The sequence below is a fragment of the Azospirillum sp. SYSU D00513 genome (genome assembly GCF_017356015.1).
Classification (GTDB): domain Bacteria; phylum Pseudomonadota; class Alphaproteobacteria; order Azospirillales; family Azospirillaceae; genus Azospirillum.
In genome coordinates, this window is the sequence record NZ_JAFIQV010000024.1 from 96,375 (window position 1) to 109,701 (window position 13,327).

Consider the following 13,327-nt stretch of genomic DNA (forward strand, 5'->3'; position numbering starts at 1 on the left):
CGGCGCTTCTCAAAGGCGTGCTTTATTCAGGCGTGCTCTGAAGGCTTTTCCGGTCAGACCTCGATCATGGCCTTGATCACGCCGCTCTCCGGCTTGATCCAGTCGGCGAAGCGGCCGGGGACCTCGGCCAGCGGGCTGCGGTGGGTGATCAGCAGGTCGGCCGGCACGCGGCCCTCGCGCATCGCCGCCAGCACCGCCTCGAAATCCTCGGCCAGCGCGTTGCGGCTGCCGATCAGACGCATCTCGCGCTTGTGGAACTCCGGGTCGGAGAAGGAGATGCGGTCCTTCACCACGCTCACCAGAACGTAGCTGCCGCCATGGGCGACGTAATCGAAGCCGCGCTCGATCGAGCCGGTGTTGCCGGTCGCGTCGATCACCACGTCGAAGAAGTCGCCGTCCGTGAGTGCGGAGAGTTCGTCCCTGGCCGTGTCCCCGGCCACCACCGTGGCGGCGACGCCGAGCGCGCGCCTGGCGAAGTCCAGCCGCCGCTGCTGCAGGTCGAGCGCCGTCACCTCGACGCCCTTCAGCCCGGCGAACAGGGTGGCGCCGATGCCGATGGGGCCGGCGCCGATCACCAGCACGCGGTCGCCCGAGCGGATCTTCGCCCGGCGGACCGCGTGGGCGCCGATGGCCAGGAACTCGATCATCGCGGCCTGATCCAGCCCGACGCCTTCAGCCGAGAAGACGTTCCCCTCCGGCAGGGCCAGATACTCGCACAGCCCGCCGTCGCGGTGGACGCCGAGCACCCCGATCCGCATGCAGCAGTTCGGCTTGCCGCGCTTGCAGGCGTGGCAGGTGCCGCAGGCGATGTAGGGGTTGATGTAGACCTCCTCGCCCGCGCGCAGCCGCCCGCTGGGGGAGTCCGCCGCGACCACGCCCGACAGCTCGTGGCCCATCACGCGCGGGTATTCCAGGAAGGGGTGCTTGCCCTGGAAGATGTGCATGTCGGTGCCGCAGACGCCGACGCGCCGGATGCGGACCAGCACCTCGCCGGGGCCGGCCTTGGGCTCCTCGCGGTCGATGACGGCGAGTTCGCCAGGCTTGTTGCAGATGACCGACTTCATGATGGCGCTCCGGCCTTTCGGTTCATGCGGTTGGCGTGCGGCGGTTGGCGGATCAGCCCTGCGCGCGGGCGCGGGCCAGCACGCCGTCGAGCAGCGGCATGGACGGGGCGGAACCGGCTCCGGCGACCCAGTCCTGGAAGGCGGCGATGCGTCGCTCCGCCTTGGCCGCGTGGTTCTGCGCGATGTCGGCGATCCGGTGGTCGAGGAAGGGGTTCAGGAAGCGCTGCATCGTCGTCGCGACGTAATCCGTGGCCGGCGCCTCCATGCCGCGCAGGGCGAAGCCGGGAATGACCTCCGTGCGGTAGAGCTGGTCGATCCGCCCGGCGACGGCCGGGTCGGCGAGGCATTCGCGCACGGTCTCGCCCGCCGGGCGCCCCTCGTTCTTCCAGAGGTCGGCCAGCACCGTGTGGCCAAGGTTCAGGATGTGCAGCTTCAGCCGCTCGAAGGGCTCCAGGTCGTCGGTCATGACGACCGACGGGTGGAGGCAGGGGGCCTCCAGGCCGGGCTGGTTGCGGATCGCCCAGAGCGCATAGGGCTCGGCGACGGCGCCGACCGGCTCGATCGGTTCGGACACGATGCGGTCCACCAGCGTGTCGGCCCAGATCACCCGGTCCTTCAGCCAGGCGGCGAACTCCGCCGGCGCCCCGGCGTCGGCGGCGAGGCCCAGCACCGTGTCGCGCAGCACCCGGCCGTTGCCGGTGATCAGTTCGCAGGGCAGCACGGTGAGCGGCTTCGCCCCCCGGCGCCAGCGCTGGAAGAGCAGGGCGGCGAGCTTGCCGGGGAAGGAGGCGGGGGCCGAGGCGGCCTCCAGCAGGGCGGGGGTGCGGTCCTCCCCGGCCACGGCGTAGCCGGTGTCGCCCATGTTGGAGACGACGGTGGCGGCCTCGGTCACGAACAGCTCGACCAGCTCCGGCCAGTGGGCGGCGGCGGACAGGCCGCGGTCCACGCTGCGCACGGTGACGGTGCGCTCGACCGGCTTGCCATCCTCCATGCCGCGGACGATCACCGGGTAGCCTTCCGGACGGCCGAAGGCGGCCACGCGGCCGGCGCGGTCGGACGAGCCCGAGGCCTGGACCACCGCGATGGGGCCGACCGGCTGGCTGGCCTCGCGCGCCTCGTGGATGAAGAGATCGACGTGGGCCTGGAGGAATCGGCTGGTGCCGAACTGGATGATCCGGCTCATGCCCGGCGCTCCGGCCCCAGGTTCCGCGTGATGTCCGTCATTCGGCGCTCCCAAAAAACAGGTCTGTTTGTTATGTTCAAAAAACGCAGGCTTCCATTCCAAGTCAAATTGTTTTTTAACGGAACAATCCGTAGACCAGAAACAGCCACGGCCCAAGCCGCCGCCGCCGCCCAACTCCCGTCAGACCCTCTCCAGACCCGGCGAGTCCGACCATGAAGACCAACACCGTCTACAAGCGCGCCTACAACCGCTGCCTGGAACACATGGGTGGGCTGCAGGTCGGCGGCGACCTGGGATCGGAGACGGAGCTGGCCCAGGCGCTGGGGGTCAGCCGGACCACGGTGCGCTCGGTGCTGGCGGCGCTCGCCGAGGCGGGGCTGGCGTCGGTGGACGGGCGGGGCAAGCGGATTCTGCGCCATCCCGCGGAGAGCGACTTCTACCCGGAGTTCGAGACCGAGTCGGTCGGCGCCACGGTCGAGAAGAAGTTCATGGAGTGGATCCTCCAGGGCGACTGCAAGCCGGGCCAGCACATCAACAGCCTCGACCTTGCCCGGCAGTTCGGCGTCTCGACCTCGGCCATCCGGGAATATCTGAACCATTTCAACCATTTCGGCCTGCTGAAGAAATGGCCGAGCGGCGGCTGGGTGTTCCGCGGCTTTACCGAGGACTTCGCGCTGGAGCTGTCGGAGGTGCGGGAGCTGTTCGAGACGCGGTCGGTCCAGCGCTTCGTGGAGCTGCCGGCGGATTCCCCGGCATGGCGGAAGCTGGACCAGATCGAGCGCCAGCATCTCGTGCTGCTGGACGAGATCGACCGGCGCTTCACCGACTTCTCCGACCTTGACGAGCGCTTTCACCGGCTGATCAACGACGCCTCGGCCAACCGCTTCATCGGCAACTTCCACAACATCATCTCGATGATCTTCCACTACCACTACCAGTGGAACAAGGCGGAGGAGAAGGCGCGCAACACTGTGGCGATCCAGGAGCATCTGGCCTACATCGCGGCGCTGAAGAGCCGCGACCTGGAGGCGGCCATGATCACCTGCCGGGCGCATCTGAAGACCGCGCGCACGACGCTGCTGCGCTCCATCTCGCAGATCGACACGCACCAGATGGCCGATGCCCGCTGAGCGCCGAAAAGCGCTTTTGTCCATAAAAAGCAGGTTGACGCCCGGCTGCGAAGGCCGTTTTTTATAGCTAAGGAACGACGGCTTTCCCAACTATAAAGCCCCCAAGCAAACGGGGTATCGAGAAGCGTCGCCGGAAGAGCCGTCGCTGCATGACCGGGGAGGAAATTTCCGATGACGTGCCTGCATCCCGCCACCAATCCCGTCACCAATCCCATGACCGCCCCTGGCGGAAAGAGCGCCCGATGACCGACACCGCCACGCTGCCGCGCACCCTTCGCCTGCACCCCCGGGACAACGTCCTCATCGCCATCGACGCGCTGGCCGAAGGCGCGCCTCTGGACGGCGGCCTGACCGCGCGCGCGCGCATCCCCAAGGGGCACAAGGTGGCGGCGCAGCCGATCGCCGAGGGCGCGCCCATCCTGAAGTTCGGCCAGATCATCGGCGCCGCGACCAGGGCCATCGCGCCGGGCGAGTGGGTGCACGAGCACAATTCCGGCATGCTGGAGTTCGCGCGCGACCATGACAGCCGCGACGCCGTCCGTCCTGTGGAGCTCGTGCCGGAGCAGGAGCGCCGGACCTTCCAGGGCTACCGCCGCGCCAACGGCCGCGCCGGGACGCGCAACTACATCGGCATCGCCACCAGCGTGAACTGTTCGGCCACCGTCGCGCGCTTCATCGCGGAGGAGGTCAACCGCTCCGGCATCCTCGACGCCTACCCGAACGTCGACGGGGTGGTGGCGCTGGTGCATGGCACCGGCTGCGGCATGACCAGCAAGGGCGAAGCCTACGACATGGTCCAGCGCACCTTGTGGGGCTACGCCTCGCACGCCAATTTCGGCGGCATGCTGCTGGTCGGGCTCGGCTGCGAGGTGCTGCAGGTCAGCCGGCTGAAGACGCATTACGGCCTGAGCGAGGGACCGCTGTTCCGCAGCATGACGATCCAGGACAGCGGCGGCACCCGCAAGACGGTCGCGGCCGGCGTGGAGCAGATTAAGGAGATGCTGCCCCAGGTCAACGCCTGCCGCCGCGAGCCGATTCCCGTGTCGGAGCTGATCGTCGGGCTGCAGTGCGGCGGCTCGGACGGCTATTCCGGCATCACCGCCAACCCGGCGCTGGGTGCGGCGGCCGACCTGCTCGTGCGGCACGGCGGCACGGCCATCCTGTCGGAGACGCCGGAGATCTACGGGGCGGAGCATCTGCTGACCCGCCGCGCGGTCTCGCCGGAGGTCGCCGACCGCCTGGTCGAGCGGCTGCACTGGTGGGAGGGCTACACCAGCCAGAGCGGCGGCGAGATGAACAACAACCCCTCGCCGGGCAACAAGGCGGGCGGCCTGACCACCATCCTGGAGAAGTCGCTGGGCGCGGTCGCCAAGGGCGGCACCAGCCCGCTCGCCGCCGTGTATGAGTACGCCGAGCCCGTCACCGAGCGGGGCTTCGTTTTCATGGACACGCCGGGCTACGATCCGGTCTCGGCCACCGGCCAGGTGGCGGGAGGCGCCAACCTGCTGTGCTTCACCACCGGCCGCGGATCCGCCTTCGGCTGCAAGCCGAGCCCGTCGATCAAGCTGGCGACCAACTCCGACGTCTACGCCCGCATGACCGACGATATGGACATCAACTGCGGCGACATCCTCGACGGCGTCTCCATCGAGGAGAAGGGGCGCGAGATCTTCGAACGGATCATCGCCGTCGCCTCCGGCGAGAAGACCAAGTCCGAGGAATTGGGCTACGGCGGCAACGAGTTCGTGCCCTGGCAGATCGGCGCGACGATGTGAGCGGCAGGGCACCATGGTGAAATCTCCGGTCATCGACGCCCACCAGCATTTCTGGGACCCCGAGGACGGGGATTACGGCTGGATGGCCGGGGAGGCCATGGCGCCCATCCGCCGGGTCTTCGCGCCCGGCGACCTGCGGCCGGCGCTGGAGGCGGCCGGGGTGTCCGCCACCGTCCTGGTGCAGACCTGGTCGAGCGTGGCGGAAACCCGGCGGTTCCTTCAACTCGCCGCCGGCACGCCCTTCATCGCGGGGGTGGTCGGCTGGGTGGACCTGACCGACCCCGCCGCCGGCGAGACCATCGCCGGGCTGAAGGCCGGCCCCGGTGGCGACCGGCTGGTCGGCATCCGCCACCAGGTCCATGACGAGCCGGATCCCGACTGGCTGCTCCGCCCCGAGGTGCGGCGCGGGCTGATGGCGGTGCGGGACCACGGGCTGGTCTACGACCTGCTGATCCGCCCGCGCGAGGCGCCGGCGGCGCTCGCCACCGTGCGCGACATGCCGGGGCTGCGCTTCGTGGTCGATCACTGCGCGAAGCCGGACATCCGGGGCGGCGGCTTCGAGGAATGGGCCGGAGCGATGGCGGGCTTTTCCGCCGAACGCGGCCATGTCTGGTGCAAGCTGTCCGGCCTCGTGACCGAGGCCGACTGGGGCGGCTGGACCCCGGCGGACCTCCGCCCCTACGTCCGCCACGCGCTGGACCTGTTCGGCCCCGACCGCTGCCTCTACGGATCCGACTGGCCCGTCTGCCTGCTCGCCGCCGACTACGCCCGCGTGATCGGCGCCCTGCGGGAGTGCCTGGCCGATCTGCCTCCCGCCGACCAGGACCGCATCTTCGGCGGTTCGGCGATGGAGCTGTATGGGCTGCGCGTGGCGGGGTGAGGCGACCTGCGTGGCACCACTCAGGGCAGGCCGCGCTGGTCAGCCCCTTCTGAGGCGCCGGGCCTTTTCCCGCAGCAGCAGCACCTGCTCCTGGAAGAGTTCACGCAGATGCTGTCCGTCGGTTTCGTGCAGGTCCAGGAGGATGAACTGGCGGTTCGTCCGCAGGCGGCGGTCCAGCTCATCCGTCCCGAGTTGGGACAACGGGACGCCTGAGCGCGGATCGCGAACGTGCGCCTGCGCCGTCTGCCGTCCGTTCTGGTCGTCGCTTTTCATCGTCGAGGTCTCCCCAGGGGGCCGCTTCGGCCCCTGCCCAGCAATGACTCCCGAAGAGGTTTCGAGTCAATCCATCTTTCGCGTCGGTCTTCCCCCTCCGCGCGTGCTAGGACGTGTGTGCATCGCTGTCCGGTCCTCGCCCGGCACGGCGGCGTTCCAAGGACCCTCCTACCAGCCCAGGAACAGCCCCACCTCGCCGGGCATGCCGTTGGGGTAGTTCAGGACCTGTGCGCGGAGCCGGTAGCCGAGCGGGCGCAGCCGCGCCTCGTAGGCCTGGTGCAGTTCGCGGGCGAAGCCGGACAGGGAGGCTGGCCAGTCCTCCGAAAGGCTGTTGATGGCGCGGCCCCGGTCGGTGCACCAGTCGCTGGGGAAGCGCAGCACCATGACCTCGTGCTCGCCCCGCGCAGCGGCCTCGCGGAGCTGGAGGTTGAAGCGCTCCTCCGCGTCCGGCTGGAGGTGCCGGGTCATGAAGGCGGCGTGCAGTTCCTCTTCCTGCGCCTTGCGCTTGCGGTCCTCTTCCCGCGACTGCGTGCTGCGTTCCGCTGCCTGCGCCCGGGCGATCTCGCGGAGCGCGCCGGGGCGCAGCAGGACCGTGTCCATGATCGCCGTTGCCGCGCCGGCGTCCGTGCGCGCCTCGGCAACGGGCGGCGCCCCGGCCTGCGCCTCGATGACGCAGCCGGACAGGGGCTCCACCCAGACCAGCTCGTCCAGGACGCCGCGGACACCGGGGACGTTGCGGGCGGCCACGGCCAGCGCGGCGCGCTGGCGGTCGTCGGACAGGCTGCCCTTCAGCCGCACGATGCCGTCCTGCACGGTGATGGCGAGCAGGTCCAGTGGCGCCCAGGGCTGGCGTGCCAGTTCCGCCGTGAGACGCTCGTGGATGACCGCGTCGGGCACGGGCTCCACTGGCCCCGCCTCTGCCGGCCCGCCCATCAGCCCGCCCATCAGCCCGGACGCGGCGCGCAGCAGGTCCGACCGGCTGATGATGCCGGCGAGCGTCCGGCCGCGCAGCACGGGCAGGCGCTTCACGCGGTGCTTCGTCATCAGGTCGGCGGCCTCGCGTAACGGCGCGTCCTCGGCGACGGTCACGACATCCTGCGTCATCACGTCGCGCACCGTGCGGGCGTTGGCCCGGACATACTGGTCCGCCAGCACCCCCGGCCCGACCAGGAACTCCAGCCAGCGCGGCCGGTGCCGCTCGGTCCCGATCTCGGCGCGGCGCAGGAAGTCGCCCTCCGACAGGATGCCGACGAGGCCGCCGTCCCCGTCCAGCACAGGAAGGCCGCTGACGGCGTGCTCCAGCATCAGCCGGCCCGCCTCGGCCAGCAAGCTGTCCGGCCGCACGCTGATCACCTCGCGCTTCATCTCATCCGCGATCTTCATGGCCGCGATCCTCATGGCTGCTCTCCCGTTGGATGGCGCCATCCTTCCGCTCCTGGCGGCGGACCGCCTTGACCCAGGTCAATGCCGGTTCCGTGCCCTGGCGTCACGCTGGCCAGGCTGACTGACACCCCAAGGGAGGAGGGCACCATGGCCTGCAAGGACATTCTGGTTCATTTCGACGGCACCGCGTCTGGTGTGAAGCGGGTCGAGGCGGCCGCGCGGCTGGCGGAGCGGCACGGGGCGCATCTCGCGGCACTGGTGCTGGACTTCGGGGCGCAGGTGCCGGTCTTCCTGGACGGGCAGGTGCCCGCGGGCATCGTCGCGCAGCTGGCGCGCGCCGCCGCCGAGGAGACCGCGCGGCAGGCCGCCGAACTCGACGCGCTGCTCGCCCGCCAGTCCTGCCAGACGGAGCGCCGCGTCGCGCGCTGCCGGCCCGACACCATCGCCGACACGCTGGCCCTGCACGCCCGCTACGCCGACCTGCTCGTGCTCGGCCAGCCGCCGGTCGACGAGATGGTGGCCGTCAGCCAGTCCGTGGTCGAGGAGGTCCTGCTGTCCTCGGGCCGTCCGGTGTTGATCGTGCCCTACATCGGTGCCGGCGCCACCATCGGCGATCGGGTGCTGGTGGCCTGGGACGGCGGGCGGGAGGCGGCGCGCGCCGTTGCGGACGCCATGCCGATCATCGAGAAGGCGCGCTCGGTGCATGTGCTGACCGTCAACGCCGACCGGACGGGCAATCATGGGGAGGAGCCCGGCGCCGACATCGCCCTGCATCTCGCCCGCCACGGCGTGCCGGTGGAGGTCGCGTCCACGCGGGCCGACACGATCGCCGCGTCCGACCTCACGCTCAACTGGATGTTCGAATACGGCACCGACCTGCTGGTCATGGGGGCCTACGGCCATTCGCGGGTGCGCGAGCTGGTGCTCGGCGGCATGACGCGCGGCATGCTCCGCAACATGACCGTGCCGGTGCTGATGTCGCACTGAGCCGAAAGGCGCAGCCGGAAAAAAACGGGCGGGAAAGTCAAAAAGGCGAACAGCACGCGGCACGAACAATAAAAAAGAGCGGGAGATTGATCCAGGTCAAGCTCCCGCTCGTCGAAGGGGAGTAACCCTTCGTCACCGGCCGGACGTCTGGCCGCCCTGCTCCGGTTCCATCTGGTCCGGACAGGGCGGCGGGCGCCGGTTTTCAAGAAAAAGAGGGACATCATGGTGCGTTGCTGGCATCTGGCCGTCGTGGCGGCGGCTCTTCTCGCGGCTCCGGCGGGCGCGCAGGACTTCACCGGCAAGAAGGCCGGCGACATCGTGCTGCGGGCCCGCGCCCTGGCGGTCGTGCCCGACGAGAAGGCGGACATCCACAGCGGCGGTGCCGACACCGGGCTGGACGCGCGGGTGTCCAACGACGTCATTCCCGAGCTGGACCTGTCCTATTTCGTGACCGACAACATCGCCTTCGAACTCATCGCCGGGACCACCAAGCACGACGTCAAGGTGAAGCAGCTCGGCGCCGATCTCGGCAGCGTCCGGCTCCTGCCGCCGACCCTCACCGTGCAGTACCATTTCCTGCCCAAGGAGCGTTTCAGCCCCTATGTGGGCGCCGGCGTGAACTGGACGCTCTTCTATGACGAAAAGTCCAGCGCCTTGGGCAGCGTGGATTACAGCAATTCCCTGGGCCTCGCCGCCCAGGCGGGCTTCGACTACTTCATCACCGACAATTGGCTCCTGAACGTGGACGTGAAGAAGATCTGGCTCGACACCAACGTGAAGGTGAGCGGTGGCCTGCGCGCTGACGCGAACCTGAACCCGTGGCTGTTCGGCGTCGGGGTCGGCTACAAGTTCTGAGCCCGGCCGGACGTTTTTTAGAAGAAAAGGGAACGGGACGGACATGAGCGCTCCGCCGGTTGAGGACGACCTGCGCATCGTCGAGGGCGTGCTGGACTACGCCATCCTCCGTCTCGCGCCCGACGGGCGCGTCGTGACCTGGAACGCGGGCGCGGAGCGCATCCTGGGCTGGCCGGCGGAGGAAATCCTCGACCGGCCCTTCACCCTGTTCTTCCCCGCCCCCCTCATCGAGGCCGGCCAGCCGGAGCGCGAATTGCGCATCGCGCGCGAGCAGGGCCGCTATGAGGAGGAAACCCGCCGCCTGCGCCGCGACGGCACGGACTTCATCGCGAACGTCTCGACCACCGCGCTGCGCGGAATGGACGGACGGCTGCGCGGTTTCCTGAAGATCGTCCGCGACATCACCGAGCAGCGGCGCGCCGAGGCGGCGCTGCGCGCGCGCGAGGCGCATCTGCGCTCGATCCTCGACACCATTCCCGACGGCATGGTGGTGATCGACGAGCGCGGCGCCATCCTGTCCTTCAGCGCCGCCGCCGAGCGGATGTTCCAGTACGCGGCAGCGGAGGTCGTCGGGCGCAACGTCTCGCTGCTGATGCCGGGGCCGCACGCGGAACGGCACGACGGCTATCTCGCGCGCTACATGGCGACGGGCGAGCGGCGCATCATCGGCATCGGCCGCGTCGTCAGCGGCCTGCGCAAGGACGGATCGACCTTCCCCATGGAGCTGGCGGTCGGCGAGGTCGCCCAGGAGGGGCGGCGCCTCTTCACCGCCTTCATCCGCGACCTTACCGAGCGGCAGAAGACCGAGCGGCGCGTGCAGGAGCTTCAGGCCGAGCTGCTGCACCTCTCGCGCGTCGGCGAGCTGGGCCAGATGGTCTCGGCGCTGGCGCACGAGATCAACCAGCCGCTCGCCGCCGCCGGCAACTACCTGAACGCCGGGCTGCGGCTGCTCGGCGCCGCGGCGCCGGCCAACGCCCTGTCGGCCATCGGCAAGGCGCTCGACCAGACCACGCGGGCCAGCCAGATCATCCGCCGCCTGCGCGAGCTGGTGAAGCGCGGGGAGCCCGGCCGCCAGCCGGAGGACCTCGCCAAGACGATCGAGGAGGCCTGCGCCCTGGCGCTGGTCGGCGCCAAGGAGCATGGCGTGCGCGTCGTCTTCGAACTGGCGACGGAGGTCCCGCCGGCCTCCATCGACCGCATCCAGATCCAGCAGGTGCTGCTGAACCTGATCCGCAACGCGGTCGAGGCGATGGCCGGCGCCCCCCGGCGGGAACTCACCATCCGCATGGAGCCGGCGGAGGAGGGCATGATCGGGATCGCCGTCATCGACAGCGGCCCCGGCCTGCCGGAGGAGATCCGGGCCAAGCTGTTCCAGCCCTTCTCCACGACGAAGGAGAGCGGCCTCGGCGTCGGCCTGTCGGTCTGCCGCTCCATCGTCGAGGCGCATGGCGGCCACATCCGCGCCGAGGACAATCCCGGCGGCGGCACCGTCTTCCGCTTCACCGTGCCGGCGGTGGAGCAGGGCGGCTGAAGCCAAGCCGGTCCCCCGGCAATAGTTCCCCTTTCAGGAACAAACAGGTTCAATCTGGCGGTATTATCGCAGACAAGGGAACGCATTATCTTCGGTGCAGATCAGAACCCGGTCATCCAGACGGAGGGCAAGACCATGCACCGGAACGGCATCCATCACGTCACCACCATCGCGGGACCCGCGCGCCGCAACCTCGACTTCCACACCCGCGTGCTCGGGCTGCGGCTGGTCAAGAAGACCGTCAACTTCGACGATCCCACGACCTACCACTTCTATTTCGGCGACGGGGAGGGGCGGCCCGGCACCATCCTGACCTTCTTCCCCTGGGACAATGTGGCGCCGGGCCGGCTCGGCATCGGCGAGACGCAGGAGACCGTGTTCCGCGTGCCGGAGGGCTCCATCGGCTATTGGACGCACCGGTTTCTCGAGAAGGGGGTTGCCCATGACAGCCCGGTGAAGCGCTTCGGCGAAACCGTGCTGCCCTTCCGGGATCCGGACGGCATGCGGCTGGCGCTCGCCGCCGTTCCCGGCATCGGGGACGAGCCCGCCTGGGACAACGGCGAGATTCCGGCCGAGCATGCCGTCCGGGGCTTCCACAGCGTCAGCCTCCTGCTGGAGAAGGCGGCGCCGACGGGAGCGATCCTGACGGACGTGTTCGGCTTCACCGAACTGGCCCGCGAGGGCACGGTCACCCGCTACAAGGCCGAGGGCACGGACGTCGGCGGCATCCTCGACCTGCGGGAGGCCGGCGGCTTCCTGCCGGGCCGTCCGGGGGCCGGCACGGTCCACCATGTCGCCTTCCGGGCCGCGGACGACGCGGCGCAGGCGGCGATGGTGGAGCGGCTCGCCCAAAACCACGGCATCCGGACCACGGAACAGAAGGACCGCGACTACTTCCGGTCCGTCTATTTCCGCGAGCCCGGCGGCGTCCTGTTCGAGATCGCCACGGACGAGCCGGGCTTCGCCGTCGACGAGCCGGCCGGCTCGCTCGGCCAAGCCTTGAAGCTGCCGCGCTTTCTGGAGCGCAGCCGCCCGGAGATCGAGGCGGTCCTGCCCGAGGTCGCCTGATCCACGAACCCTCCCGCCTTCCGGCCCCGTCCGGAGGGCGGGAACCCTTTGCCGAGGCGGAGCCATGGGGCTACGCCGGGAGGTCTGTCATGACCGGCACGCCGGAACTGTCCTTCATCCACCGCTACGATCCCGCCACCGAACCCGGCCGCCCGCCGCTCCTGCTGCTGCACGGCACCGGGGGCGACGAGGAGGACCTGATCCCCCTGGGTCACGCCGTCTCGCCCGGCTCCGCGCGGCTGTCCCCGCGCGGGAAGGTGCTGGAGCAAGGCATGCCGCGCTTCTTCCGCCGTCTGCGCGAGGGCGTGTTCGACGAGGAGGACGTGCGGCGGCGCGCCCATGAGCTGGCCGATTTCGTCGCCGAGGCACGGCAGGCCCATGGCCTTGCCGCCCCGGTCGCCGTCGGCTTCTCCAACGGCGCCAACATCGCCGCGGCGGTCCTGCAACTCCGGCCCGAGGCGCTGGCCGGCGCCGTCCTCCTGCGGGCGATGGTCCCCCTGCGGAACCCGCCCCCGGCGGATCTCGGCGGCAAGCCCGTGCTGATCCTCTCCGGATCCGCGGACCCCATCGTGCCCGCCGACAACGCGAAGCGCCTCGCCTCCCTGCTGGAGACGGCCGGGGCCGCCGTGGAGCACCGCGTCCTGCCGGTGGGGCATGGCCTGTCCCAGGCGGACCTGACGCTTGCGAAGGGGTGGCTCGACCGGCTTTGAGGTTGGTGAGGGTGCCCTGGCGCGGCTTGGACGGAGTCCATGTCGGGCAGGGCGCCCGTTCCCGCCGCTGCCGTCCCTGCCACCCCATGCCCCCGCCGATGTCTCAGCCTTGCCGAGCCAAAACCCTTCTCAGATGTTCAAGGCGGAGCTACGGTACAGCTGCAAATGGGTTAAGACATCCGGATAGTCTCGGTGCAATAGGTGGCCGCGGGCAGGGCGGCCCTTTTCCTAGGGCGCCGAGGCGACCGGACGGCAAGATGGGCGAGAAGATGAACGACAAGCGGCGGGCGCTCCAGAATCCGGTGATGCCATGACGGCGCGGAACGCGGTGACGGCGCAGAACCCGCTGAGGCCGGGGCCGACCGGCCTGAAGGGCTGGGTGTCGCGGGAGGTCATAGCCTTGTATCACGGGCACAGACGTTCAGGCTCGGTGTTGAAAGAGCTTGAACGGACACGGGAGAGGGGCGCCGCGTCCGCCTTGAGGTTTG

The 13,327-nt window shown here is 69.8% G+C and carries 12 protein-coding genes; 8 read left to right on the top strand and 4 right to left on the bottom strand.

What is annotated here, in order from left to right:
• Positions 1-53 precede the first annotated feature (53 nt).
• Both JUB11_RS18375 and JUB11_RS18380 read right to left on the bottom strand, forming a co-directional pair.
• On the bottom strand, positions 54-1,064 hold the full coding sequence (locus JUB11_RS18375; protein ID WP_207460030.1) for a zinc-binding alcohol dehydrogenase family protein: 1,011 nt from the start codon (positions 1,062-1,064) through the stop codon (positions 54-56).
• Positions 1,065-1,116: 52 nt separating this feature from the next.
• On the bottom strand, positions 1,117-2,247 hold the full coding sequence (locus tag JUB11_RS18380; protein ID WP_207460031.1) for a mannitol dehydrogenase family protein: 1,131 nt from the start codon (positions 2,245-2,247) through the stop codon (positions 1,117-1,119).
• 212 nt (positions 2,248-2,459) lie between these two features.
• Here JUB11_RS18380 and JUB11_RS18385 point away from each other — a divergent pair, with 212 nt between their 5' ends.
• The 3 genes from JUB11_RS18385 (at position 2,460) to JUB11_RS18395 (ending at position 6,032) form a co-directional block, all read left to right on the top strand.
• A complete protein-coding gene (locus JUB11_RS18385; RefSeq protein ID WP_207460032.1) occupies positions 2,460-3,377 on the top strand; it encodes a GntR family transcriptional regulator in 918 nt (305 codons plus the stop codon).
• Positions 3,378-3,619: 242 nt separating this feature from the next.
• Positions 3,620-5,152 carry an altronate dehydratase family protein gene (locus tag JUB11_RS18390; protein WP_207460033.1) on the top strand — a complete coding sequence of 511 codons (1,533 nt, stop codon included), beginning with the start codon at positions 3,620-3,622 and terminating at the stop codon, positions 5,150-5,152.
• A 13-nt stretch (positions 5,153-5,165) separates the two neighbouring features.
• Positions 5,166-6,032 (top strand): amidohydrolase family protein, encoded by an 867-nt coding sequence (locus JUB11_RS18395; RefSeq protein WP_207460034.1) that lies wholly within the window; start codon positions 5,166-5,168, stop codon positions 6,030-6,032.
• Between the two features lie 39 nt (positions 6,033-6,071).
• Here JUB11_RS18395 and JUB11_RS18400 read toward each other — a convergent pair whose 3' ends face one another.
• Complete coding sequence (locus JUB11_RS18400) at positions 6,072-6,305, bottom strand: hypothetical protein (RefSeq protein WP_207460035.1); 234 nt, start codon at positions 6,303-6,305, stop codon at positions 6,072-6,074.
• Between the two features lie 168 nt (positions 6,306-6,473).
• On the bottom strand, positions 6,474-7,703 hold the full coding sequence (locus JUB11_RS18405; protein ID WP_207460036.1) for a CBS domain-containing protein: 1,230 nt from the start codon (positions 7,701-7,703) through the stop codon (positions 6,474-6,476).
• 132 nt (positions 7,704-7,835) lie between these two features.
• Between JUB11_RS18405 and JUB11_RS18410 the strand changes: the two genes are divergently transcribed.
• From JUB11_RS18410 to JUB11_RS18430, 5 genes are all read left to right on the top strand, one after another.
• Complete coding sequence (locus JUB11_RS18410) at positions 7,836-8,675, top strand: universal stress protein (RefSeq protein WP_207460037.1); 840 nt, start codon at positions 7,836-7,838, stop codon at positions 8,673-8,675.
• Between the two features lie 222 nt (positions 8,676-8,897).
• Entirely contained in the window at positions 8,898-9,530 is a 633-nt protein-coding gene (locus JUB11_RS18415) for an OmpW family outer membrane protein (RefSeq protein ID WP_207460038.1), read from the top strand.
• A 43-nt stretch (positions 9,531-9,573) separates the two neighbouring features.
• The gene (locus JUB11_RS18420; RefSeq protein ID WP_247887152.1) at positions 9,574-11,061 is read left to right on the top strand and encodes a PAS domain-containing sensor histidine kinase; all 1,488 of its coding nucleotides are present in this window, start codon (positions 9,574-9,576) and stop codon (positions 11,059-11,061) included.
• Between the two features lie 135 nt (positions 11,062-11,196).
• On the top strand, positions 11,197-12,129 hold the full coding sequence (locus JUB11_RS18425; protein ID WP_207460039.1) for a ring-cleaving dioxygenase: 933 nt from the start codon (positions 11,197-11,199) through the stop codon (positions 12,127-12,129).
• An 89-nt stretch (positions 12,130-12,218) separates the two neighbouring features.
• Positions 12,219-12,839 carry an alpha/beta hydrolase gene (locus JUB11_RS18430; protein ID WP_207460040.1) on the top strand — a complete coding sequence of 207 codons (621 nt, stop codon included), beginning with the start codon at positions 12,219-12,221 and terminating at the stop codon, positions 12,837-12,839.
• Positions 12,840-13,327 lie beyond the last annotated feature (488 nt).